Source organism: Akkermansia biwaensis, assembly GCF_026072915.1.
In the GTDB taxonomy this organism is placed as follows: Bacteria; Verrucomicrobiota; Verrucomicrobiia; order Verrucomicrobiales; family Akkermansiaceae; genus Akkermansia; species Akkermansia biwaensis.
This window is the reverse complement of sequence record NZ_AP025943.1, coordinates 241,958-267,760: the sequence shown is the minus strand read 5'-3', so window position 1 is coordinate 267,760 and position 25,803 is coordinate 241,958. Positions and strand designations below refer to the sequence as shown.

Here is a 25,803-nt window from a genome sequence, read left to right as displayed (position 1 = left end):
AGTCCGTTTTTCCGGGGACCGGATGTCAGTTGATGATTCCCGCCGGGAACGGGAAGAGCTTCACCAGGAGGAAGTCCAGCATGCCCAGGCAGAGCGCCGCGCAAATCGCCTGCTTGGGCGCCAGGCGCGGCGTCATTTTCAGCCAGGCGATGATGCCGCCATGAACGGCCGCGGAGATGCCTACGGCCCACCAGAAGAAGGAGACGCCCATCATGGCGAAGAGGGCAGCCAGAGGATAGGAGAACGCCAGGAAGATTTTCATGATGGCCTCCCATTCGTGGCCGCGCACCATGTTCAGTTGTTCGGAGAGGAGGGAGAGATACAGGCAGGAGGGGACCACGACGCACAGGATGAGGGACAGGAGTCCTTTTTTAGCGTACCGTTCTTCCTGCGTGGGGATGTACATGCCGCATATACTGGGTCAGCCGGGGGGAATTGTCAAACATTGTCCTAGCCCGGAGCAGGGGGTGCATTATACTGGAGGCATCACGTATGTCGTCTTTTGAATTGAATTCCTCCTTCAAGCCGTCCGGGGACCAGGAGCAGGCTATCGGCAAGCTTCTCAAGTCTCTGGAGGCCGGCAACAAGCATCAGGCCCTGCTGGGTGTGACGGGGAGCGGCAAGACGTTTACGATGGCGAATCTGATCGCCCGGATGAACAGGCCCACGCTGGTGATTTCCCACAATAAGACGCTCGCGGCCCAGCTTCATTCGGAATTGAAGAGTTTTTTCCCGAATAACGCGGTGGATTATTACGTCTCCTACTTCGATTATTACCAGCCGGAGGCGTATATCGCCAGCACGGATACTTATATTGAGAAGGATTCCGCCATTAACGACGAGCTGGACCGCCTGAGTCTGAACGCGATGAATTCCCTGATGACCCGCAGGGACGTGATCGTGGTGGCGTCCGTCTCCTGCATTTACGGCTTGTCCACTCCGGAGGATTACCGAAACCTGACCCTGCGCATCCGGGAGGGGGATATCATGGACCGGGACGTGTTCCTGCGCCAGTTGGTGGAACGCCTGTTCGAACGGCAGGATTTTGATTTCCTCCGCGGCACGTTCCGTGTGCGCGGCGAGGTGGTGGAGGTTTTTCCCGCCTATTCCGAGGGGGAGGCTATCCGCGTGGAGTTTTTCGGCGACGAGGTGGAACGGGTTTCCCTGATAGATTCCGTGTCCGGCCGCGTGCGTGAACGGCTGGGGAGCTATACGTTTTTCCCGGCCAAGCAGTATGTGGCCGCTCCGGAGAAGCGGGCCGCGGCGTTGAAGGCCATCCGCCAGGAGCTGGCCGACCGCGTTACCTGGTTTGAGAAGGAGGGGCGCCTGCTAGAGGCGCAGCGGCTGAAGCTGCGCACGGATTACGATTTGGAATTGATCGAGGAGCTGGGGTTCTGCAAGGGGATTGAGAATTATTCCCGCCATTTGTCCGGACGCCTGCCGGGCAGCGCTCCTTCCACGCTGCTTGATTTCTTTCCCAAGGATTCCTTGACCCTGATTGACGAGAGCCACGCGGCCGTGCCCCAGATAGGCGGCATGTACGAGGGAGACCGCAGCCGCAAGAATATTCTGGTGGATCACGGTTTCCGCCTGCCCAGCGCCCTGGACAACAGGCCGTTGAAGTTCCATGAGTTCATGGAGAGGCAGAACCAGATCGTGTATGCTTCCGCCACGCCAGGACCGTTTGAGTTGATCAACTGCCGTGCGGATAACAAGACTTACATTCCCGTCAAGCGCGCCGCCCGCTCCGGGGAGAAGGCTCCGGAAGGCTTCAAGGGGATTTTGTTTTCCTCCCCCAAGGAGATACGAGTCAGTCCCAGCCCTTCCTCCCAGCCCGTGGAGCAGTTTGATCCCACCAAGCGCTCCACGCCGCTTATTGTGGAGCAGATTATCCGTCCCACGGGGCTGGTGGAGCCGAAGATTACCATACGCCCGCTGAAGGGGCAGATTGACGAGACGATCGCCCTGTGCAATGAACGCGTTTCCAAGCATGAGCGCGTTCTGGTGACGACGCTGACCAAGAAGACGGCGGAGGATTTGACGGATTACCTGAGGGGCGTGGGCCTGAAGGTTTCCTATATTCATGCGGATGTGGACGCCATTGAGCGTGTGGAAATCCTGCGCGCCCTGCGTGCCCAGAAGATAGACGTACTGGTGGGCATCAACCTGCTCCGGGAAGGCCTGGACCTGCCGGAAGTGTCTCTCGTCTGCATTCTGGATGCAGACAAGGAAGGGTTCCTGCGCAATGAAACGTCCCTGGTGCAGACGGCGGGCCGCGCGGCGCGCCATGTGCATGGGGAATGCGTGCTGTTTGCGGACGTGATGACGGATTCCATCAAGCGCCTGATTGAACTGACCGATTACCGCCGGGGAATTCAGGAAGAGTACAATCGCGAACACGGTATTGTTCCCCAGACCGTGAGCCGGTCGGAACAGGGCCAGTTGAAGCTGTATTCGGAAGAGGATGAAGAGTCTTTCCGCGTGGCGGAAAACGAGGCTCCTTATGGCCTGGAAGACCGTGTTGCCAAGTTGGAGGCGGAGATGAAAGAGGCCGCCTCCCATCTGGAGTTCGAACGCGCGGCCCTGATCCGGGATGAAATACGGCAGTTGAGGGAAGGCCGCTGAGGAAAGTGATTTTCAGGACGCATTCCGGACGGTTTTCTCTTCCGTTGAGCGCGGATGAAGGGAAAACGGATGAATGAATTCCTGTCCAGAGGACGTACAGTCTTATATGCGTGTCTTCCTTGTTTACGTCAATTTTTCCTGCCTGCTCGCGTTTGTGGCGGCGGGGACGATAGCTACGGCTCCCTTTTCCACGGCAGCTCCCCATGCGGATACGGTCGCGACGGCGTGGAGGGAGGAGATTCCTCTTCCCGTTTATCCGGATGCCGAATTGGTTGATTTGTATAAAAAAACGTGGGAGATAGCCGCAGAGAGGGTCAGAAAGGGCCCGGAGGGGCTGCCTGCCTCCCCCTATCTGGACGAGAATTGCTACGAAACGGATGTCTGGATTTGGGACACCTGTTTCATGGCCCTGTTTTCCAAGTATGCGCCCAAGTCCTTCCCCGGCAAGGAGAGCCTGGATAATTTTTATTTTCCCATGTACCGGGGCGTTTCTACGCCTCTGCGCATTCACATGAGGGACAATCCTCCCCTTTTTGCATGGCTGGAATGGGAGAATTACCGGTTTTCAGGAGACAAGGCCAGGGTGGAAGGAGTTCTTCTCCGGGAGCAGTTTCTCCAGCGGCATTTCCGCTGGTTCAATACGGCGCCCAAGGGGGAACGGGCGCCTTACAGCAGCAATCCCGTTTACCTCGGAGCGGCTGGGAAGGACGGGTTTACCTGGACGGGAAGAGCCAGCGGAATGGATAATACGCCGCGCGGGCGGGATTCCGGCGGCTACGACAGGATTCTCTGGGTGGACGCCATTTCCCAGCAAGCGCTGGCCGCCCGCTGTATCAGCAGTTTGTATTCCTCGCTGGGGAAGAAAGAGGAAGCCCGGGAATGGGAAGGGGAGTATAAGGCCCTGGTCCGGAAGATTAACGAGTTGTACTGGGATGAGGAGGACGGGTTTTATTATGATGTGGACGTCGTTACGAAGAAGCCGTGTCGCGTGAAGACGATTGCTTCCTTCTGGCCCCTGCTTGCGGGGGCCGCCTCTCCGGAACAGGCCGCCCGCATGGTGGAGCATGTGAAGAGGGCCGACGGGTTCGGAGGAGAGCTTCCCTGGCCTTCTTTAGCCCGGAGCGACAGGGATTTTGACGAAAAAACCGGTAATTACTGGCGCGGAGCCGTCTGGCTGCCTACGGCCTATATGGCGACCAAGGCTCTGGAAGGCTACGGATATGCCGATCTGGCGGACGAATTGGCGGAGAAGGTTCTTATGCAGCAACTGAGGACTTATCATGAGGTCGTTCCTCATACGATCTGGGAGTGCTACAGTCCTTCCGCCAACCGGCCTTCCGTGGAACATGGACGGCGCGTCAGGCAGGATTTCTGCGGCTGGTCCGCCCTGGGACCCATTTCCCTGTTTATTGAGAACGTGCTCGGCTTTCATGAAATCAGTGCCGAACAGCGGCAGGTGCGCTGGAGGCTGCGCCCGGAGAAGGGAAGGCATGGCATTCGCCGCCTGACTTTCGGTCCTGTGACAACGGATATTGTTTTTGACGGGAAGAAGAGCATTACGGTGCGGAGCAATGTCCCTTATACGCTTTATGTCAATGATGTTTCTTATTCTGTACCGGAAGGGGAAAGCGTTATTTCCCTGCCTTCCGCATGACCGGGAGTTGGTAGAGGAGGGAGGGCATTTGCCCGGAAAAAAGAGTCAGTGGCATTTTCCACTTGCCAAGGACGGATTGGCGCCTATACTCCTTCCACCATGACCCGCAAAGGTGGTATCAACAAAACCCGCAAGGCAGTCGCCAAGCGTTTCAAGGTTACCGGCACGGGCAAGGTACTGCGCCGCAAACAGGGCAAGCGCCACATCCTCCAGAAGAAGTCCAGCAAGCGCAAGCGTCAGCTTGGCAAGGTGGCTCTGGTGGACGAAACGCAAGTCTGGGCAGTCAAGCAGAACCTGCCTTTCGCCTGAACCGCGAAAACGCTCGACCAACGCCGAGCTTTCCTCCCGCTGAACGGGGGGCCTTCATGCAGCCTTCTTCCGAAGAGGAAGATAAAGAACAGGCGAGACTGCAGGGAGGTGAGGAAGAACAGTCTGTTCAAGATAGAAATAGAAATAAGCTATGCCACGTGCCACTAATGGACCGGCCTCCCGCAAGCGCCGTAAGCGCATTCTTTTGCGTGCCAAGGGTTTCCGCGGTTTCCGCAGCAAACTCTTCCGCTACGCCAAGGATGCTGTTTATAAAGCTTGGCAGTATGAATACCGTGACCGCAAGAGAAGGAAGGGGCAGTTCCGCCGTCTCTGGATCGCCCGTATTTCCGCTGCCGTGCGTGACCGCGGTCTGACCTATTCCCGCTTTATGGAAGGCCTGAAAGCCGCCGACATCGACCTGGACCGCAAGGTTCTTGCCGATTTGGCCGTCTCCGACGAAAAGGCTTTCGACGCCATCTTCGCGCAAGCCAAGAAGGCCATTGAAGCCAAGGACGGCGCCGCTCTCCGCGCTTAAGACGCAGCAGAGCCCGCAGTTCAACGAACATTAGCAGACCAGCCCCGGAGTTTATCTCCGGGGCTGTTTTTGTTTATATAACGGAGATGGCTGCGGCTGTTCATGGTGGAACCGGGCCGTGGTTCCGGATATTTGCCCGGCGGTGTCCGGTACATTCGTCTTTTTCTTCAGCTTTTCACCTGCCGGGAGAAGTATTGTGTCCGTTGGTGTTTGCCTGTACCGGGAAAGGGCAGGAGTTCGGATGTCTTGTGGGCCTGGGCCCCTGTTGGATGCCTTGTGCAGTCTGACGACCAGGGAAAAGGGCAGTCTGTTTAACGGAGATTGGCCATTTCCGGCTTGGTCCGTGCTGTACTTCATGGCGCCCGTGGACATTTCCGCATCCTTGCAGCCTGTGTTTTTTCCGGTGCATTCCCTGTTTTAGAGGCAGAGGCACAGGGTATCCTTCCCGGCTGGCGGATGATGGAGAATGAACGGTCATGTTTTTCATTTGCCGTCTGCTTCTGTTCCGCTTTCCTTCCTCTTTTCGCAATCCTCTTCCTTCCTCTGTTTTTCCTGCGTTTCTTACAGCAGGCTCATTTTCCAGTTTTCCTGAATTCAGACCGGAAGAGAGTACAAGATTTGAATCCGGCCATCGGAATGGCTGAAACGGAGAGCATGGGACAAGCCGTTCCGGGCTGTTATTGCCTCTTTTGTTATTGTCCGGAATCATCATCAATAGTTTTTCGATCAAAGTTGATTGAACAAAAGCATTATTCAATGTTATAAATGTTTCATATATAATATTTTATGATTGTTTTTCATATATTTTCCATTTGCAGCCGTTTTGATGGTGTTCCATGTCATGAGGACGTTTAATTTCATGGTTGCCCTCCGTGAGCTTTTTTATTTATTGGGGTGCTGAGGGCGGAAGATTTGCGTGCATTTTTTTCTTGTATGCACGGTACCCCTCTTTATGAAAAATGTTATTTCTTCTTGTGCATCAAAGTATTTGTGTTAACACTCCAACATATCCTATGATGAAGTTTCTCTCTCTGCTGTCATTGGCTGCCGTGGCCGGTGGATTCGGCTTGTGTTCTTCCGTGATGGGAGAAGATCTTTCTTTGCCTCCTTTACGGCTGGCGATAAGAACGCTGGAAATGAAAGAGAGTCCGCATATAGGGCTGGCAGTGAAGGGTTTCCGCAATAAGTGGGTGTTTTTTTCCCAGGATGAAGGATTGGGGAGAAAGTGGGAGATGATGCTGAGGTGGGAGGTGTTTGAAACACCGGGCTGGAGGATTGACTGGTGTGAAGATGGATCATCCCGGGTGGTCATGGAGGATTCTGCGGGAGGCAAGGTTTGGGACGCGTGTTCCCATTTCCGGTCTAACGTGCGGAAGAAGGTCTTGCTGGCGAGTCCCGGGGGGTGGCTTCCGGCGCCTGGCACGCAGTGGATAAGAGTGAAAGGAGAGATTCCGTTTGTCATATCCTGTCAGGAGGCTGTGACGAACCCCGTGACGGTGAAGTTTGAGAAGGGTGCTTCCGTTCCTGTGGTATTGAAAAGCGCTGGTATCGGGAAGGACGGCGGGGCAGAGGACGTGAAGGCAACTGTGACGGTGGAGGAAGTGACGGACCTCGGATCGAGCTGGAAAAGCGGGGTACAGAGTAAAAAGATGCTGGGTTTCAGGGTGGTGGCGACCGCGCCTGCAGGTATTCGCGGTGTTGAGCTGCAGACCGTGGACGGCATGCCCATAGGTGTGACGAATGAGTATGATATGGGAATGATGGACAGGATATGGGTGATAAATCCTGTAAAAGATGAAAAACTTCAGGTTTCAGTCAGGTATTCGCGGAATTTGCAGCGGTATAGTGCTGTGATTGACGACAAGGTGTCACTGGCCGGTTTTTTCAGCGGCGGGGACGGGTATGATTCCCATGACGGAGTGAAGCCCCGTGAAGCGGAGCATTCTGCCCGAGCTATTCCGGGGGGGCTTTCTCCCGGAGGCATTGTCCCGGCAATAAAGGGAGGGGAGTCCGTCATGGCGGAACTGGCCGGCATGAGTATCGAAAGCGGCGCTACGCCGTGGGACGGCCCCGGCCCTGCACGGATCAGGTTTAAGGCGAAGCTGGAAGTAAAAAGGCCTGCTGTTTTCGGGGAGAGTGCGGATATGAGGCAACAGAGCCTGGAAGTGACGGATTCCACGGGGCATGTTCTGGAACCGGCCGTGTTTGATTTGGCACGGATGAGTTCCCGGCGCACAGAGAAAGGAACGGATTTGGTTTTCATTAGAGGAGAGGGTCCGGAATCGGCCTTTTCCGGAGCAGAATGGCTGCATATCAAGGGTACTTTGCGCGTGCCTGTAGCTGTCGTTCAGGATAGCCCCGTCTATGAGTTGCCGTTGCGGAAAAAGGCTGAATTGCAGATTCCCGTGCCGGGAATGTCCGGCTCCGGAGGGGGAGGGCATGATGTAGCAGCGTCTGGAGACGTGCCCGTCTGTCGGTTGAAACTGGAAGGCGTGAAAGAACAGGGAAACGGGGATTTGCATGCGCAGGTTTCTCTGCAAGTGGAAGGCGTGCCGTTTGACCTGGAGTGTTTTGAAGTGGTGGATGACAAGGGATTTCCTTTGAAAAACGCCGTATCTGCCAGTGGCGGCGCCTCCATGGGGCCTTTGGGACAGGAGCGGTTCTGGCACCAAAGGTTCAAGTTTAAGGGAGGCGCGGACACGGAAAGGCTGCATGTGCGGCTGAAGTACAGGGCGGATGCGGAAACGGTGGCCGTGCCCGTGGATTGCACCATCGGCCCGGGAGGTCCGTTATTATAGAAAATATCTTATTTTTATCGGCTTATAATTTTTTACAATAAACTATCGTACGCTTTTACCATCATGAAGATACCTGCTCTCCTGCTGTCTGTTGCGACCGGTTTTTCCGGTTTGGGTTCCCTTTCTCCCGGGGAGGAAATTTCACCGCCTCCATTGCGCTTGGAGTTGAAGCAGATGGTTTTGAAGGGAAAACGCCGCCCGGCGGATCGTGAGAAAGGTTGGAACATACTGCTGGGATGGCTGGTGCCGCAGGCACCAGGTTGGGAGATTTATTGCTGCCATGATGAACCGGTCCGTGTGACCCTGAAGGATTCCGTGGGCCGGAAGGCTCCGGATGTGAAGAGCATGTTCTTAAATCTTGAGGACAGGATTTTCGGACGTATGGATGTTCCTGAATGGCTGCCGTCCGCTGGGGCGCAGTGGGTGGAAGCGAAGGGGGAGCTTCCGGTTGTCATTTCCTGCCGGGAGGCCGTGACGGAGCCCGTCAGGGTAAAGCTGGCGAAGGGGGCTTCCGTGCCTCTGGTGCTGGAAGATGCGGGAATGGGGAAGGATGGCCGGGCAGAGGATGTAAAGGCGGACATGGTGGTGGTGGATTACTATGGTGGGGAGCATTCCGGAAAGGAGAGGAAAAAAAAGAAGTTGATTCTGAAAGTAGTATCGGAGGCGCCGGTAGGCATTTGCGATATTGAGTTGCAGACAGTAGAAGGAATGCCGGTAATGACGGGAGAGAGTGACCTAAATATGATAAAAGTGCTGGGGCTTGGAGGAATTATTGATTTTTTGCTGGACTTTGATGTTGACCGCGACGAAACATTTCCGGAACAGCCGGAACCGATGGGCTGGCGTTCCAAAACAACGGTCCGGGCATGGGATATTGATCCTGTGGAGGAGGGTGAATTACAAGTGTCAGTCAGGCATTCGCAGGGCTTGAGGAGACACAGGATTTTGATTGACCACAAGGCATCTCTGTCCGGATTGTTTGAGGGGAAGGAGATCAAGGAGTTCGACGGCAAATGCGAGTCTTCCTCTAAAAGGCCGCCAGCTTCGGATGATGCCGCCAAGCCTTTTTCCGGCGTTGTTAAAACGGAGGGAGAAAAGGTTTCGGCCTGGCTGTCCCTTTTAAGTGTTGGAAGCCGGGATGTGTCGGCGTCCGGAGCCGATTCCATATGGATGGATCTTGATCTGGCAGTAAAACAGCCTGCTGTTTTCGGAGACCGTGCCGATGTGGAGAAACAAAGTTTGGAGGTGTCTGATTCCCTGGGGCATGTAGTGGGCCAGGCCGTATTTGACCTGACATGGCTGTCTTCCGGGGCCGGAGAGGAAGGGATGACATGGAGCAGACTTTCCGGCGAATGTTCAGGACTGGCTTCTCCAGGAGCGGAATGGCTGCGTGTCCAAGGAACCTTGCGCGTGCCTGTAGCCGTCGTGCGGGATGGTCCCGTGTATGAATTGCCGCTGCAGAAAGAGGCGGAATTGCAGATTCCCGTGCCAGGGAGGGCTGATGACGGTGAGAATGTCCATGATGTGGCGGCTGTGGGGGATACCGCTAATTGCCTGTTGAGCCTGGCAAACGTGGAGGAGAAGGAACATGGAGGCGTGCAGGTAACGGTTGCTGTGGAAGTGGAAGGCGTGCCGTTTGACCTGGAGTGTTTTGAATTGGTGGACGGCAACGATGTTCCCCTGAAAAACATTGAGTCTGTCGGAACCGGACGTTCATTCAGTCCCAAAGATCAAAAGAGTTCCTGGAACCAGGATTTTAAAATCGGGAGTATTGACGGCAGGGAAAAACTCCGGGTGCGCCTGAAGTACAAGGCCAACATGGAAACGGTGGATGTGCCCGTGGATTGCAAGATGGGACTTGGAGGCCTTCTGCCGTAAGGCAACCGTAATGGAGGAAGATTGAATGATTGCAGAGTCCTTCGCTTCGATGTCCCGGACTGCCTGAGATTCTGAAAAAACATGGTATCCTTCTTGATGAAGTATATTGTTGCTATTTGTGTTACGATTTTTTAATTTTTATACTCAACCTATCCTGTGATGAAAAATTCCACTCTGCTGTTATTGCTGTTTGTCGTGACCGGTTTTTCCGGTTTGTGTTCCCCTCCGGCTGATGAAGATGTTTCTCCGCCGGAAATTCTTTTGGAAGTGAAGGGACTGGAATTGCAAAAAGACAATCCGGATGAAGGGGGAGAATGGAATATATGTGTGAAAGGGATGGGGATTCGCGTTCCTGGCTGGAATATTGACTGGTGTGAGGAGGAGGAGGCTTGTATGACGGTGTCGGATTCTACGGGACGGAAGGCTCCGAAAGTACAGTTTGTATCCTGGGTGTTTGTCCAGCAGGAAAACCGTGTAAGAGTGTTTCTCCCCGAGTGGATGCCTTCCGCCAGGTCTCAATGGGTGGCGGTAAAAGGGGAAGTTCCCTTTGTCGTTTCCTGCCGGGAAGCCGTGACTCCTCCCGTTGTCGTGAAGCTTGCCGAGGGCGCTTCCGTTCCTCTTGTATTGAAGGAAGCGGCCATGGGCAAGGACGGTTCCCCGGTGGACGTGAATGCTACTCTCGTGGTGACAAAGTATAAAGATGTTGGGCCTGCTGGAGGAGAGTATAAGAAGGTGCTGGAACTTGCAATGCGGACGGAGTTTCCCGTGAGTCTCCGTAATATTGAATTAAAAACGACGGACGGGATGCCGGTGAAGCACAGCGAGTGGACTTGGGGAAGACTGAGTAGGTCCTGGGGAATGGAGAAGGTGGAGGAGGGGAAACTTCAGGTGTCCGTCAGGTATTCCCAGGGGTTAAGGAAGTGCAGGGCCGTGATTGACGGTAAGGCCTCACTGGCTGGTTTTTCCATGGGAAAGAACGGCTGGGGCGCTCATGGCGGCCGTAAGGCAGACGGTGCGCCCTTACCCGTTCGTATGAAAGCGGATGAGAAAACCGGCCTGTGCGTCGGGGCGGAGTTGATCGGCTTGAGCATTGAAAACGAAAGCAGGGAGAAAGAGGAGACTGATTCCCCACAAATGTTGTTTGATGTTGAATTGTCGGTAAATAGGACTGCTGTTTTTGGAAGCAGTGCCGATATGAAGAAACAGAGCCTGCCAGTGACAGACTCCACCGGAAGGACGTTGTCTCCGGCCATGTTTAATTTGACGTCTCTGACGTCAGAATACTGGAAGGAGGGATTGACGATTCTTCGGTGTCGGGGGAAGGTGGCTGAATTTGCTTCACCCGGAGCGGAATGGCTGCGTATCCAAGGAACGCTGCACGTGCCTGTGGCGACCATGCAGGAAAGCCCCGTCTATGAATTGCCGTTGCTGAACGGAGCGAAACGGCAAATTCCCATACCGGGAGCGACTTCAGCAGGCGGAGACGGCGTTGACGTGCTGGTAGCGGAAGATGCCCCCTCCTGCCAGTTGAGTTTGGAAAATGTGAAAGAGCAGGAACATGGAGGGGTGAGGGTAACGGTTGCTGTGGAAGTGGAAGGCGTGCCGTTTGACCTGGAGTGTTTTGAATTGGTGGACGGCAACGATGTTCCCCTGAAAAACATTGAGTCTGCCGGAACCGGACACTCATTCAGTCCCGAAGATCAAAAGAGTTCCTGGTATCAGAATTTTAAAATAGGGAGTATTGACGGCATGGAAAAACTCCGGGTGCGCCTGAAGTACAAGGCCAACATGGAAACGGTGGATGTGCCCGTAGATTGCAAGATCGGACTTGGAGGCCTTCTGCCGTAAGGCAACCGTAATGGAGGAAGATTGAATGATTGCAGAGTCCTTCGCTTCGATGTCCCGGGCTGCCTGAGATTCTGAAAAAAACACGATTTTCTTCTTGATGAAGTATATTGTTGCTATTTGTGTTACGACTTTTTAATTTTTATACTCAACCTATCCTGTGATGAAAAATTCCACTCTACTGTTATTGCTGTTTGTCGTGACCGGTTTTTCCGGTTTGTGTTCCCCTCCGGCTGATGAAGATGTTTCTCCGCCGTCTTTGCAATTGACATTGGAGACTTTGAGTGTGGCAAAGAATATTTGGGATAAAGATACGAAGAAAAATTGGAATATGATTCCGTGTTGGGCCGTATCCCATGCTCCCGGCTGGAAAATAGACTGGTGTGAGGACAAGTCAGTACGAGTGAGGATGGAGGATTCCAAAGGGAAGACGGCTCCGGATATGAAGGTTCCGGATATGAAGTGCCATTTTTTGACTTCTGACGACAAAAGCGTTTTGATTGTGGAGGCCCTGGGCTGGATGCCGTCTGCCGGAGCGCAATGGGTGAAGATGAACGGAGAAGTTTCGTTTGCCGTCTCCCGGGTGGAGGCCGAGGCCGACCCGGTAACGGTAAAACTGGTGGAGGGGGCTTCCTCTCCGCTTGTATTGAAGGGAGGTGGTTTGGGGAAGGACGGCAGCGCAGAGGACGTGGAGGCAAGGATTGTGGTGAGCGAGTACCGGGATGCCCTGCCTGCCGAAGCGGAATGGAGAAGAGGTAAAAAGTTGTTGAGGCTGGAAGTGGAAGCGGATGTTCCGCTGAGCATTCGCGGCATGGAGCTGCAGACAACGGACGGAATACCGCTTGCAGTATCAGAGGATTGGGAATGTGGAAGGTTGGGAGGAAGCTGGGATATCAATCCTGTGGAGGAAGGGGAATTGCGGGTGCTGGTCAGGCATTCACAGAATTTGCGGAGGTGCAAAGCACTGATGGACAGCAGGATGTCTCTGGCGGGCCTTGTTAGGGAGGGGAATGGAAAGGATCCCGTTGAAGAGAGACCGGAAAAGCCTCCGGTGACGAATGCCGCCTGTATTCGGGCGGCAAAGGGAGAAAGGCCTGCAACGGCGGAACTGGCAGGTTTCCTGCTGGGTAGTGATGAAATATTTGCCGATGCCGCTGATCAGAGACAAATGGTATTTTTTATTGAAGCGAAGACGAAGGCTCCTGCGGTTTTCGGCAGAAGGTGTGATTTGAAAGAGCAGAGTCTGGAAGTGACGGATTCCACCGGGCGTACGCTGGCTCCGGCCGTGTTTGACCTGTACCACCTAAGTCATTGGAGGGGCAGAGGGGGAAACGGGGTGATTGGAGTGGACGGCAAGTGTTTAAGCCTGGCTTCACCCGGAGCGGAATGGCTGCGTGTGAGGGGAACGCTGCGCTTGCCCGTAGCCGCCATGCAGGAAAGTCCTGTTTATGAATTACCCTTGATGGAAAGAGCGGAATTGCAGTTTCCGGTACCGGGAGCGGAGAATACCGGAGAAGGGGAGCGGGATGTAGCAGACGCGGGGGAGGCTCCTTTCTGCCGTTTGAAGCTGCAAGATGTGAAGGAGTTGAAAAAAGGGGTCATAGCGGTCTCCGTTTTCCTGGAAGTGGAAGGGGCTCCGTTTGACCTGGAGAGGTTTGAACTGGTGGATGGCAAAGGGAGGATTTGGGAAAACGCCGGACCTGAAAAGAGAGCGAATTTGATCACATGGGGGTCTCAGGAAAAGAAACAGAGCTGGTACCAGAACTTTGAGATCAGGAACGCGGAGGATGTGAAAAGCCTGCGGATACGGATGAAGTACAGGACAGGCGTGAAGATGGTGGACGTGCCGGTGGATGACATGATCGGACTGGGAGGTCCGGTTCCGCAGAAGACCGGCAGGAAAATGCCGTGAGGCGTCATGGCTGCCGGCCTTCCGCGTTTTTCCGTATGGCATGGTTGCCGCTTGAGCAAAATGGCAGCCGGGTATATTATTATTTGTACTTACTATCATGGATAGCGTTCTTTCTATTCTTACGACCGCCGCCATTATTTTTGGCGTGGTGATGTTGTTCAATTTCATGATTTTCGTTCATGAACTGGGGCATTTTTTTGCCGCGCGCTGGCGCGGCCTTTATGTGGACAGGTTCCAGATCTGGTTCGGCCGTCCCATTTGGAAGAAGACCATCAACGGCGTTCAGTGGGGGCTGGGATGGATTCCGGCGGGGGGCTTCGTGTCCCTGCCGCAGATGGCTCCCATGGAGGCCATTGAAGGGTCCGTGGAACTTCCCAAGGATTTGAAGCCCGTCAAGCCGCTGGACAAGATCATTGTGGCCGCTGCCGGCCCCGTCGCCTCCTTCCTGCTGGCCGTGCTTTTTGCCGTAGCTGTCTGGCTGGTGGGCAAGCCGGATTTTGAGATGGGCGTAACCACCGTCGGATTTGTGGCTCCGGACAGTCCCGCCGCCCAGGCCGGCATTCTGCCCGGCGACAAGATCGTGAAGGTGGACGGCCGCCCCGTGACCAAGTGGGCTGGCAACATGGAAGGCGTGCGCGAGCTGATCATGCTGGGAGAAAAGGACAAGGTGACGTTCACGATTCAAAGGCCCGGAACGCCGGGCGAGCTGGATATTGCCTGCGGGTTCAGGATTCCGGAAACGGAGTGGTGGCAGCGTTCCGGCATGCGCCAGGTGGGGCTGATGCAGGCCATTCCCTGCGTGGTGGGGGAAGTTCTGCCCAATTCCCCTGCGGCCCAGGCCGGCTTGAAGGTAGGGGATTCCATCACCGCCGTCAACGGCGTGCATGTCTGGAATCCGTCCGCGCTGGATGTCCCGTTGAAGAAGGGAGAGCCCCTGATGCTGGATGTGACGGGCAAAGATGGAGCCGTGCGCCAGGTGACCGTGCAGGGAAGGCTGCCTGAGAATTGGCATAACAGCCAGGACGGCTCCCTGCTGAAGGGCGCCCAGCCCATTCTGGGGGTGGTCTGGGATTTAAGCGCCGTGGGCCGCGATGTGACCGTGCATCCTACGCCGTGGGCCCAGATCAGGCAGAGCCTGAAATGGATGGGGGATACCCTGGCGAAAGTTGTTGCGCCCGGCAGCAACGTGGGCGTGGAGCATCTTTCCGGTCCCGTAGGAATCGCCAACCAGTTTTACAGGATGTTTTCCCTGGATGAAGGGTGGAAGCTGGCGCTGTGGTTTTCCGTGGTGCTGAACGTGAACCTGGCCATTCTGAATATCCTGCCCCTTCCCGTGGTGGACGGAGGCCACGTGGTGATGAATACGATTGAGCTGATTTTCCGGCGTCCCCTGAATGTGAAGGTGCTGGAGTTCGTCCAGTTCGGGTTCGTCTTCCTGCTGATGGGCTTTTTCCTGTTCGTGACGTTTAAGGATGTGGGAGAGTTTTTCGGCAAGAAGCCTTCCAAACTGCCTGATCCGGTGTTCAGGGCCGTGACGGATTAATTTCCCTCCGGCCGGGGGCTGCGGTTCCCGGCTTTCTGGTATGAAGGGTTCCTTTGCTGTGCGTGTCCTGTTCCGGTGCGTGGTGCTGGCGTTCCTGGTTTATGCCATGCTTCTGACCTGGTGGACTCCGTTTACCGGGGACAGTTTCATGCATTCCGTCTTTGGGGCGCAGCACCGCCTTTCCTTCTGGCCGGTGCTGGAACGCTGCTGGTGGTCCTACCTGAACTGGAATCCCAGGCTGGGGGAGTTTCTGGCTATTTTTACCGCGACGGCCGGAAAGTGGCTGTTTTGCCTGGTTAATCCGTTTGTGGTTCTTTCCCTGGCGCTGATGATGTTTTATCTGGCGCGGGGAAGGCGGGTACGGCCTGGGGACTGGCGGGACGTGCTGCTGTTTACTGTGGGGGGGCTGCTGCTTCTGACTTCTTCTTCCAGGCCGGGCATCACGATGTTCTGGCTGTCCGGAGGGACGAATTACGCGTGGGCGGCTACCGTATGGTTGGGATTTCTGTGCCTGTACCGCGGCTTGTGGGCGGGGAGTTCCCGGATTCAGGACAGGCCTTTTTCCTGGTTCTGGATTGGCGCGGCAGGGTTTGCCGCCGGAATGACCAATGAGAACCAGGTCCCGGCTTCCCTGGGCATGCTGTTTTTGTTCTGGCTGTATGCTCGCTGGAATGGGCGCAGCCTGCCCCGGTGGTTTTTTGCGGGATGGGCCGCCCATGCCATAGGAGGAGCCTGCCTTCTGCTGGCGCCCGGCAATACGGCCCGCCTGCATTCGGAGACTGCCGGCGGGGCGGCCGTTCTTCAGTCCTGGGGAGAACGCTTCGGTTCCATTCCTGAATTGTTGAATGCCTTTTATGAGTTCATGCGGTTGCCGAAGGTTCTGCTTGCCGTCGCCGCACTGGCCCTGGTCTTGCTCGCGTGGCGGCAGGGGCGGCGTGTATGGAGTGGGACGGAGGGGCGCCGTGTTTCCGCCAGCCTGCTGTTCATTCTAGTGGCCCATGCCATGGCCGTCAGCTTTTTCGTGCGCGTTGTTCCGGCATGGCATGCCATGTTTTCCGCCACTGTCCTGATGATGACGGGCGTGCTCGGATTGTACGGCGTGTGGATGGACCGGGTGCCCAGGCCCTGGGTTCCCGCCTGCATCCTGGCGGCGGCCGGAGGGCTGGCCCTGTGGGTATGTGCCGGGTATCTGGACGCCTTTCCGCGCATCCACCGCCAGTGCGAGGAGAGGAGAGCCTTCATCCGCCATGAGTTGGCACAGGGAAAAAGAAACATTGTGGTTCCTCCGTATGAATCGGTGTCTTTGGCGCCTTACGTTTCCGTCATGTGGCGGATGTGCAGCGGAGATCCGGATGAGTTCATCAACAGCTCGGTAGCGCGTTACCTGGGGATTGAGAGCATCCGTGTGGATGTATGCGGCGACCGGGTTCCCCAGTCGTGGCGTTGTTTTAAAGGTTCCGGGGAGCGGGATTGAGACCCGGAGAAATGGCTGCCTGACGCGTCCGGCGCATGTGGTTTTGCGTTAAACGTGGCAGGCGTGTTGACGCGGCGGCCATAAATTTGTTGGATGAGGTGGCTTTCCTGCCGCATTTCCATTTGTCCGCAAAACAATTGCCGTGCGCTCAGGGGGCTTCTTCCTGCCGGAATCCGGCACAGGAATGAGTTCATCAACTATCGTCCTTAGCAACATGATCAAATTGATACATTTCTCCTGGCAGGATACCTGCCGCATTGAGAAGAACCGCCTGTTCCGGTCTCGCGGACAGGATTCCGCCATTATTCTTGAATGGGAAGGCGGCATGCCTTCCCTGCTGTTCTGGCCCCGTTACCATTCCGTGGAACGCCTCGTTTACAATCCGGCAACGGATTCCTGTTTCGTGGTCAGCCGGGAAGGCTGCTTCAGGACGACGTGCTTTTCCGAGAGCGTTACGGGGCCGCATTTCACCCTGCATGAGGCTAGCCGGACTCTGTTCTACCTGATTCCCAAGAATGCCAATAGCACGCAGATGGGAACCGTCCTGCACGAGCTGGGATTCCATCCCAACCAGAGCAGCCCGTCCAAGGTGTGGGACGATGTGGCCCGGCGCCACCTGGTGTACCACCAGGATTATGATGAGACGGTGCACGGGGACTATAAGCACGTGGCGGTTTACCGGGATCCCCTGGACCGTTTCATCAACCTGGCGAATTACGCCTGGTGCATCGACCGTGGCCTTTTTCATCCCTATACCCGGGAGTGCAGCACGAAGAGCGCCCTGATTGATACGCTGCTCCTGCTCATTTCCATGAACCGGAGCAATCATCCCGGAGTTTTTGAGCAGCATCTTGAAGGGCAGGCCTGGTATTACCACCATGCTCCGCGCATTGACGTGGTCATACCCATTGAAAGGCTGAACGATTACATGCGGCAGGTCATGAAGGTGGAGCCGTTTTTCTGCAATGTGGATTCCCGCAGTGAGCTGACTGTCGGAGACATGAGTGCCGGACACATGGACATGCTGAGGGATGTGTGGAGCGAGGATTTCAACTTGAAGGAAGAGTACGGGCATCTGTTCTGGGAGGGAACGGAGAGGCCGTGAAGATGATGGAGGGAAAGGCTGAAGCTTCCTGCTGCCGGCGTTCTCTTCTTCCGTCTGACGTACCTATACCTGGATAACTGTTTTCAAGTGCGTTGAAATGATCATAAGCCTGATGCGGTCACAGGGGATGCGGGTGATTTTGGAGACGATGCGGGCATAGGCCTGGAGCTGGGCTTCGTGGCGTTCCCGGAGTTGTTCCGCCGTGTCCGCATGGTCCGTCTTGAAGTCCACGATGCAGGCGGAATTTCCGTCAATGACCAGTCTGTCAATCACACCGGAAATCCAGACATTCCCATCAATGGCTTCAATGCGCTGTTCCTTCATGACGATTGCCGTTTCCGCCGGCATGAAGAGTTCCCTGATGGCGGGTACATCCATGCATGCCGCCACGGTGCGTTCCGCCTCCGTGGCGGGGTGAAGGACCCAGTGCGGTTTGTCCTCCCCATTCCAGCGGGTGATCCGTTCAAAAACGGCATGGACGGCGGACCCGAATGCGGCCGATTCCCGCAGGGCGGCATCGTGCATGCTGCGGAAAAGGCCGTTTTCCCCGTTCAGTCCGGAGGGGGAGACGCGCTGCCTGAGAAGCGGCTTGTGAACGGGCCATTCGGGAGCGTTTTCCGGTTCGGTCCGGGTGTCCTTTTCGGGAAGTTCCGCATACCATTCCGGTTCCCCCCGCGAGTAGAGGCATTCCGCTCCAGATTCCGGAAGCGTGTCTTCCGTACCGCATGAAGCGGTCAAAGCGGCGGAACGGATGATTTTCCACATGGATTCCGTCCTGAGTTCTCCCTTGCCTTCCCTGCCGGGCAGAATGATATGGCAGGCGCGCCTGGCGCGGGTGAGCGCTACGTAGAGTTTGCAGAATCCGTCGAATTGCTGTGTCGCCTTCCATGATTCGTACAGCGCGTGGAATTGGGGGACGGCGGTATATACCTGCTTGGAAGGGGCCATGACGATACCCTCAACGAGGCCGTTCCCGTCCCTTTTCACAAAGTGGGTCAGGTGGCGGCTGTCCGCAAAGGGGGCGTCCTTGCCTATCTGGGGCAGGATGACCATGTCGAATCCGAGCCCTTTGGATTTATGAATGGTCATGATGCGGACAATTCCTCCGGAGGGATCCTCCCGGCGCGTCAGGTCTTCCATGCGGCGTATCCATTCGTCCAGGGATGCGCCGCGTTCGTCCACCTGTTCCGCTTCATTCATCCAGACGGAGAGGCGGTCCCGGTGGAAGTCAGTCAGCTCCACCCCAGCCAGGGCCATTCTTTTTTCCAGTTCCGTCATGACGGCGGCGTATCCCTCGCGCTCCAGCACCATGTGCCAGCCGTTCCAGTCCATGCCCGGCCTGCGGTCCGGACTGATGAGGGGATGGAGGGGGGAATGGGAGAGCAGTCCGGAGATAAAGGCGTCCCCCGGCGAAAGAAGCCACCGGAAGAAGGACAGCAGGGTTTTCCCCAGCGGGGAGTCCTGCCCCACGGGCACGTCGTCGCATACTTCCGCCGGCCAGCCGTGGGAAGTCAGCCATTCCCGGACGATCAGGGCTTGGTTTCTCGTGCTGACCAGAACGGCGACGCCCATGTCGCGCCGCAGGGCGTTTGACTGTTCCAGAATGTCGGCCATGGCCTGGCACACCAGGTCATTGGCGGAGGTTTCCTCCGCCCTGGGCGTCTGCCAGATCCGGGCGCATCCCGTGCGGGAGGCCAGGGAGGGAGCGCAGACGTGGGGAGGGTAGTCTCCCCATTGTTCCAGCGCCGCCTGTCCGCAGTCCGCTGCCGTCTGGGCGTAGTCGCAGATGTCGTTGACCATGTCCAGCACGGGCTGCACGGAGCGGTAGGAGGTGGCCATGCCGCGCTCCTCCAGATGGAGCTGTCCGGCGACGGAGCGGAAAAGCGCCGGATCTCCCCCGCGCCATTGGTAAACGCTTTGCTTGAGGTCCCCCACCACGAAGATGCTGCCTTCCTGCTCCTCCCGGGTGTCTGTCAGGTCGTCCAGGAACGGCTTGATCACGCGCCACTGGGACTGGGAGGTGTCCTGGAATTCGTCCAGCATCCAGTGGTCGTAGCGGCAGTACATGCGGTACTGCAGGTCTCTTTTCAGTTCCGGAGTGACGGCTCCGTTCCCCAGCATGCGCGTGACGTCGTGGAACAGGAATCTGCCCTTGTTGCGGATCAGGGCGGAGTATTTGTCCTCAAAGATGCGCATCAGGCCGTGCGTGGAGCGGGTACGGTGCAGTGTCTGGAGGGTTTCCATCCGCAGCCAGCTTTGAATGAGTTCATCCAGGGGGGGAGACCAGAAGTCCCGGAATTTCTCCCGCGCCTCTTCCATGGTGAGTTTTTTTTCCGTATCATGGAATTTCAACCGTCCCAGCTTGACGTATGTCGAGAATCCGTTCAGAAAGCGCAGGAACATTTCTTTGTTTTTTGCTCCGTTCCTGCCTTCCGGCGCAGGCATGTCCCGCGCCCGGTCCATCAGGACGTGCAGCGCGGCATTGAACCGTTCCAGCGGAACGGGAGGGAGCAGTTCTTCCGGCGTGAAGCCCAGTGTGGCTGGATTGCCCCATTTTCCGGCATCCGGCTCATCCAGGAAGAGTTCGTGGTAGGTGTTGAGCCTGCGGGCCATGGAGTCTTCCGCATCCGCGGCTTCAGCGTCGGAGTCCGCTCCGGAGAGGAAGGCGTCTTCAAAGCTTTGCTCCTGTTCCGGGTTCAGGGAACATTCCCGGTACAGGGTGAGCAGGGCTTCCCGGCGGGCAAGCTTTTCCGCGGTGGTGTCTATCATGCTGAAGCCGCTGACTCCCAGTTCAAAGGTGCTGGTCGCGGCAATTTGCGCGAACAGGCTGTCAATGGTGCAGAGGTTGAGGCGGGAGAGCTGCTGGACGAGCAGCCGGAGCATGTGCCGGAAACGTTCCTGGCAAAGGTGTTCTTTCTTCCAGGATTCCGCAGCTTGCGGCCAGAGCCCCGGTTCTTCCGGCGTTCCCTTGATGACGGCCCAGAGCCGGTCCCTGAGGCGGGCGGCCCCGGCGGAGTCCGTGGCGCCGGCCGCCAGGTCCGTCAGAATGCGGTCCTTGAATTCCCCGGCGGCTTTCCGGGTGAAGGTAACGGCGATGAGCCGTTCCGGGTGGCTTCCGCGGTTCAGTGCCAGCAGAGCCAGGAAGCGCAGGGAGAGCTGGTAGGTTTTTCCCGTGCCGGCCGAGGCGGAGATGAGGATGTTGGTCAGGGCGGACATGTCAGAACGGCAGGTGGGGTGTGATGTTCAGTCCCAGCAGGTCCTGAAGGGTTTCATGGCTGGAGGAGACGAGGTCCTTGAAGACGTCATAGGAAGGAGTGTCCCAGCCCAGTTCTTCCGCCGTGATGAGGCCGCGCCCTTCACGGATGAGGCGCATGAGTTCCAGAATCCAGGACCGGGCGCTTTCCAGGGCGCATATGTCGCATCCGGGCTGGGGGTCATGTAGCGTGTCCCATGCGGAGATGCCGATGTCCAGCGGATTGGCGGGGAGTGCGTAATAGGCGGCGGTGGGCCGGCCGCAGTATTCCTCCATGGCCCAGAGGACATAGAGAGGCAGTTGCAGGTCCTTCCAGCGGAAGTGGACCGCTTTTCCGTTTTTCTGCCGTCTGGTGTAAGGGTGCAGGGCCGGGGAGAGCAGGGGCAGGGCATCCGGGCGCTTCATGGTCCCCAGATGCTTTTTTTCACAGGAGTCCGTCTTGCCCGTCTTGTAGTCGATGACCCGCAGGGAGCCGTCCGCATGGCGGTCAATGCGGTCAATGCGGAACCTCAGGCTGAAGTCTCCCAGCCGCCAGTTTTCCACCGATTGTTCAAAGGCGATGCATGTCCATCCGTTCCGGAGGTCCTCCAAATGCTGTTCCGCGTACACGTTCAGCCGCTGTTCCATGGAGCGCTTCTGCAGAAGCAGGGGCATGAGCGGGCGGCTGCCGTACTGGCGCGTGAATGTTTCATCCAGTATTTCCCCGATTTCCCTTTGCAGGGAAGCCGTAGTCATTCCGTCCTCCAGGGAGGGGTGAAGGCGGCAGAATTGTTCCAGCACGTCGTGGAGCATGGTTCCCAGTTCGTTGGCGGCCATGTCTTCCTTGTCCGGCTGGAATTCGTCCTCATTCAGGTGCAGGGCCTCCCTCACCCAGAAGCGCATGGGGCAGGCCAGGAAGTTTTTCAGCGTGGTGGGGGAAAAGGCTTTTTCCCGCTCTTTCCACGGGTTCCGGTAGCCGGGCGCCATGGCGGTGATGTCCGTGGCCGTCTTCCAGCCTTCCGCGGGTTGGATGTGCCAGCCTCCGCGACGGTAGGGCAGGGGCGGTTCCGGCGCGGAGCATTCCCGGAAGAGCAGTTCCACGCGGCGCGGCAGTTCTTCATCCGCGCAGCGCATCAGCAGAGAGGAAGGGGTCAGGGGATCGTTTCTGCTGCTCGTGCGGGACAGGACGAAGAACAGGCTTCCCTCCCGTTCCCGGGAGTGGATCAGCGCCGTGAGCAGGAAGCTGTCCCGCGCCTTTTTCCGGGAAAAGGAGTCCATGCCCAGGGATTCTCGGAGCGGTTCCGGCATGAATTGGTCCGCCATGCCCCCTTCCGGGACGATACCCTCGTTCAGTCCGGTCACGATGAGGTTTTTTTCCGGGCGGAAATGGAGTTCCATCCATCCCAGGGCATCCAGCACCGCATGTTCCTTTCTGCCGTTCTTGACGCGGGCGGCGTGGAGGCACCGCATCAGCAGTTGAAGGGCCATAGCCGGAGCGGAAAAGAGGCCGCTTTTTTTCTGGAGGCGGGCCAGGCCGGAGATGCAGGAATGGAAGGTTTCCGCCGCTTCCGTGTCCGCTCCATAGGCGGCAGCCAGCGCCGGATACCACGCGAGCAAGCGTTCCCCCAACTGCCGCGGCTCTTTCATGCGGTCCCTCCATTCCAGAATTTTGCACACGGACGGGATGGCCCCCGGATGGTCGGTACGGAGCCGCTTGAGGAGGTATTCCTCCGTTTCCGGCAGGAATTTCTGCCGCACCCTGTCCAGGGAGGCGCAGCAGTATTGCTGGTCCCGGATGCCCAGGGAGGCGCAGAGCAGGGAGGAGCGCATGAGGTTGAATACGGGCCGCGCCTTTCCGTTTTCCTCCACGGCCAGCAGGAGGTGGCGCAGCAGGTCCATGATGCCCGTTCCGGCAAAAGGCCTGCCTTCCGGGTTGTACAGGCCCCAGCCGTATGACCTGAGCCGTGCGTCCAGAGCCACATTCATATCCGGGTCGCACACGCCCAGGGCGACGTCCGTTTTTCCGGATTCCGCCGTTTGCGCGATGATGCGGCACGTTTCCGCGGCCAGTCTGCCGGGGCCGGGCGTTACGCGGATTTGTTCCTCGCGCACGGGGATGGCGCGTTCAGCCCAGATTTCCGGTCTGGGGCAGCCCCAGTCGTCAAAGGTGTCCCGTTCCTCTTCCGGGGCGTGCACCCAGATTTGCACGGGGATGCCCTGTTCTTCCGCATGGCGGAGGGCATGTTTCAATGGCCGGGGGATATCGGGTACGCAGGCAACGATGATTTGACCGCCCGTTTCCAGCAGGGTGGACGCCAGGTGGGAAGGGGCGGCTGCGTGAAGCAGGGATTCCGTCCGGTTCCGGAGCTGCCATCCGTCCAGATGTCCGCCGCACCGGGAAAAGAGGCGGGACAGGTCCGGCCAGCGTTCGTCCATGCCGGAGCAGGCGTCCGCAGCCTGTCCGCAGGTGACGCCGTGGTTCAGCATGGAATGGCTGAGGGTCTGGAGGGCCGCCGCCATGTCCAGAAGGCTGGAGAAGTCATCCGGCATGCGCTTCGGGAACAGGCGCGGGTAGAGCCGGTGGGGAGCGTCTCCAAGGGATTGCATCCAGGCGGCCAGTTCTTCCAGGCGGGTGGCTTCGTCTTCCTCCTCTTCCGGCTGGATGAATTGGTCCGCCGGCAGCACGTGCGGGGGAAACACGGCTTTTTCCGGGCAGGAGGCCGTCAGGAATTCCCTGAGCTGCCTGCCCGATTCGCGGGTGGGGACCAGTACCGCGTGCTTGTAGAAGTCCATTTCCACGGCAAGCAGGCGTTCCGCCACGGCACAGCAGGCTGGTTTGTCCCAGGATAGAAAAAAACGGTGCATGGGAGGGAGAATGGATACCGTTTCCGGAGAGGGCGGGCAGGGCAGGGAAACGGTACGGAAATGTTAACTGAAAAAGCGTCCTTTTCCATTCTTTTTTACCGCTGCCGGCGTTGTTTTGTTCTGTGGCGTTTCCTACCGACCGGGGCATGTCTTTGCATGGGGATTAAATGTTTATCCGTATGTTTTTCCTAATCATGCTGGTAATCAAACAGTCATGGATTTCAGGCCTGGAAAGAACATGGGGTATCTTCCTCATTCCCTTTACGATTTGTTGACTTTCCATGTTCCGGACCATATTTCCGGGGAATGTACAAGATACTCGTAGTCAGTCTTCCAGGTTCTCCAAAACGCAAAACCATGGCACAGCGTCTCTCTGCGCAGGAGCTTGCCTGGGAATGGGTGGATGGCGTGCGCATCGCCACCATGGAAGACATTCCTCCGGAGGAACGGAATGATTTGGAAGCCTACGGCGTGGCCCGTCTCAAACAGGCTCCGGAGTACGTCTGCCGGGTGACCGGGTGCAAGCGGGCCATGCGCCGCGCCATTGAGCGGGCCTCCGCTTGCACGGAGGACTGGGTACTCATTCTGCAGGATGATGCGGAGCCGATGGATTCCCTGGATTTGAAACTGAAGGAATTGTTCCGCCGGATTCCTGATGGGGCCGCGTGCATAATGCTCCATCACGGGAAAAGAGGGATGGAGGAGAGGGATGGGTGGATGCGCGTCACGGGAGACGTTCGTAGCATGACTGCCTTTGCCTTGCGCCCTTCGTTCGCTCCGGTCATGTCTCAGGCCCTGCGGCACTGGGGAGGTGAGGCGGACCGCATCTGGGAGCGCCTGGTCCGGAATGGGGCGTTCATTCTTTCCGCGGAACCCATGCTCGTTTCATGCAGCCAGAAAGGGAGCGACATTATCGGCGGCATTCCCGAATTGAAGAAGTTCTGGGAATGAGCACCCCCATTCCAGGTTTGGAAGTTTGTTCCTCAAATAACGCGTGCGTAGGGGGCGTGTCTCCTCATATCAGCATGTTTCCGGCGCGTTTGCTGTCGGTTTTCCGGGTGGGGCGGATTGTTCCTATTGTTCCTGCATGGCTGCCGGCGCCTTGCCGCGCGTTACCAGGAAGACGCCCGTGAAGACCAGCAGGACGGAGAGCGTTTTCAGCCAGCCGAATTGGTCCATGCCCCACAGGACGGCCACGGAGGAAGCGATGACCGGCTGGCAGTAGTTGTACATGCTCACTGCGGTGGGCTTGAGACGCTGCTGTGCGAAGGAGAGGCAGATATAGCTGACGAAGGTGGCCAGCACGACCACATAGGCGATGCCCGTCCACGTTTGGAGGGGCAGGCTGGAGTAGGGAACGGAGGAGACTTCCCGGAAAGTGAAGGGCAGGCACGCGCATACGGCGTATGTGAACATCCATTTCATCAGCGTGACGGGGGAGTATTTGCCGATCAGTCTTTTGAAGAACACGAAGTAAACGGCCACGCTGCACTGGGATGCCAGGCAGAGGATGTCCCCCAGCAGGTTGTTGTCTCTTGGTGCGGCCGGAGTGTGGCTGCCCCCGGTAATCAGCAGGACGGCCCCGACGGCGCTGGCGCATACGCCCGCCGCCTTCCGGCCCGTGATCATTTCCCGGAGTACGAAGGCCGCCAGAATCATGGTCAGGATGGGGGTGATAGTCGTGATGATGGCGGCATCCGCCGGGGAGGTGAAACCCACGCCTACGGTAAAGGCCATCTGGTTGAAGATGATTCCGAACAGGGAGGCGTAAAACAGGTTCAGACGGTCGCGCGGGTCGATTTTTTCCCGGGGCACGAAGCAGGAAGCCAGCCAGAACAGCACGGCGGCGCCCAGCAGCCGGAACGTAGCCAGGGAGGCGGAGCTTACTTCTCCTCCCTGCATGACCAGCTTGCTGACCGGGGACATGAGCCCCCAGATGACGGCCGCCGCTCCCATGGCGGCGTGTCCCTTCAAGGTTCCGGGTTCCATCTTGGCGTCCCGCGTTTGCGGGGGCGGTATTGTCCGCCT

General features: G+C 57.3%; 17 protein-coding genes. 13 read left to right on the top strand and 4 right to left on the bottom strand.

Features of this window, described 5'->3' with window-relative positions; translation table 11 throughout:
- Positions 1-25: 25 nt before the first annotated feature.
- The gene (locus OQH67_RS01020; protein WP_215434928.1) at positions 26-406 is read right to left on the bottom strand and encodes a hypothetical protein; all 381 of its coding nucleotides are present in this window, start codon (positions 404-406) and stop codon (positions 26-28) included.
- An 86-nt stretch (positions 407-492) separates the two neighbouring features.
- Between OQH67_RS01020 and OQH67_RS01015 the strand changes: the two genes are divergently transcribed.
- The 12 genes from OQH67_RS01015 (at position 493) to OQH67_RS00960 (ending at position 17,678) form a co-directional block, all read left to right on the top strand.
- The gene (locus tag OQH67_RS01015; RefSeq protein WP_215434929.1) at positions 493-2,625 is read left to right on the top strand and encodes an excinuclease ABC subunit UvrB; all 2,133 of its coding nucleotides are present in this window, start codon (positions 493-495) and stop codon (positions 2,623-2,625) included.
- 106 nt (positions 2,626-2,731) lie between these two features.
- A complete protein-coding gene (locus OQH67_RS01010; RefSeq protein ID WP_215434930.1) occupies positions 2,732-4,279 on the top strand; it encodes an MGH1-like glycoside hydrolase domain-containing protein in 1,548 nt (515 codons plus the stop codon).
- 99 nt (positions 4,280-4,378) lie between these two features.
- Entirely contained in the window at positions 4,379-4,588 is a 210-nt protein-coding gene (gene rpmI, locus OQH67_RS01005) for a 50S ribosomal protein L35 (RefSeq protein WP_012420592.1), read from the top strand.
- Positions 4,589-4,739: 151 nt separating this feature from the next.
- Positions 4,740-5,123, top strand: coding sequence for a 50S ribosomal protein L20 (gene rplT, locus OQH67_RS01000; protein WP_067571526.1), 384 nt, complete (start codon positions 4,740-4,742; stop codon positions 5,121-5,123).
- A 321-nt stretch (positions 5,124-5,444) separates the two neighbouring features.
- The gene (locus OQH67_RS00995; RefSeq protein WP_215458823.1) at positions 5,445-5,888 is read left to right on the top strand and encodes a hypothetical protein; all 444 of its coding nucleotides are present in this window, start codon (positions 5,445-5,447) and stop codon (positions 5,886-5,888) included.
- A gap of 713 nt (positions 5,889-6,601) precedes the next feature.
- The gene (locus OQH67_RS00990) at positions 6,602-7,921 is read left to right on the top strand and encodes a hypothetical protein (RefSeq protein ID WP_215458824.1); all 1,320 of its coding nucleotides are present in this window, start codon (positions 6,602-6,604) and stop codon (positions 7,919-7,921) included.
- A gap of 159 nt (positions 7,922-8,080) precedes the next feature.
- Positions 8,081-9,799, top strand: a complete 1,719-nt coding sequence (locus tag OQH67_RS00985) for a hypothetical protein (protein ID WP_215458825.1) — start codon at positions 8,081-8,083, stop codon at positions 9,797-9,799.
- 639 nt (positions 9,800-10,438) lie between these two features.
- A complete protein-coding gene (locus OQH67_RS00980; RefSeq protein WP_215434935.1) occupies positions 10,439-11,647 on the top strand; it encodes a hypothetical protein in 1,209 nt (402 codons plus the stop codon).
- Between the two features lie 454 nt (positions 11,648-12,101).
- A complete protein-coding gene (locus tag OQH67_RS00975) occupies positions 12,102-13,556 on the top strand; it encodes a hypothetical protein (protein ID WP_215719845.1) in 1,455 nt (484 codons plus the stop codon).
- A 97-nt stretch (positions 13,557-13,653) separates the two neighbouring features.
- Positions 13,654-15,099 (top strand): RIP metalloprotease RseP, encoded by a 1,446-nt coding sequence (gene rseP, locus OQH67_RS00970; protein ID WP_215434937.1) that lies wholly within the window; start codon positions 13,654-13,656, stop codon positions 15,097-15,099.
- 40 nt (positions 15,100-15,139) lie between these two features.
- A complete protein-coding gene (locus OQH67_RS00965) occupies positions 15,140-16,573 on the top strand; it encodes a DUF6056 family protein (RefSeq protein WP_215434938.1) in 1,434 nt (477 codons plus the stop codon).
- 214 nt (positions 16,574-16,787) lie between these two features.
- Positions 16,788-17,678 (top strand): hypothetical protein, encoded by an 891-nt coding sequence (locus tag OQH67_RS00960; RefSeq protein WP_215434939.1) that lies wholly within the window; start codon positions 16,788-16,790, stop codon positions 17,676-17,678.
- A 63-nt stretch (positions 17,679-17,741) separates the two neighbouring features.
- Here the strand turns inward: OQH67_RS00960 and OQH67_RS00955 are convergent, their stop codons facing one another.
- A complete protein-coding gene (locus OQH67_RS00955; RefSeq protein ID WP_215434940.1) occupies positions 17,742-20,894 on the bottom strand; it encodes a UvrD-helicase domain-containing protein in 3,153 nt (1,050 codons plus the stop codon).
- Position 20,895: 1 nt separating this feature from the next.
- A complete protein-coding gene (locus OQH67_RS00950; protein WP_215434941.1) occupies positions 20,896-23,775 on the bottom strand; it encodes a PD-(D/E)XK nuclease family protein in 2,880 nt (959 codons plus the stop codon).
- 357 nt (positions 23,776-24,132) lie between these two features.
- On the opposite strand from OQH67_RS00950, the gene OQH67_RS00945 reads away from it, so the two are divergent.
- Complete coding sequence (locus OQH67_RS00945; RefSeq protein ID WP_215434942.1) at positions 24,133-24,726, top strand: glycosyltransferase family 25 protein; 594 nt, start codon at positions 24,133-24,135, stop codon at positions 24,724-24,726.
- A 123-nt stretch (positions 24,727-24,849) separates the two neighbouring features.
- Here the strand turns inward: OQH67_RS00945 and OQH67_RS00940 are convergent, their stop codons facing one another.
- Positions 24,850-25,764: a DMT family transporter gene (locus tag OQH67_RS00940; protein ID WP_215434943.1), complete on the bottom strand. Its 915-nt coding sequence runs from the start codon at positions 25,762-25,764 to the stop codon at positions 24,850-24,852.
- Positions 25,765-25,803 lie beyond the last annotated feature (39 nt).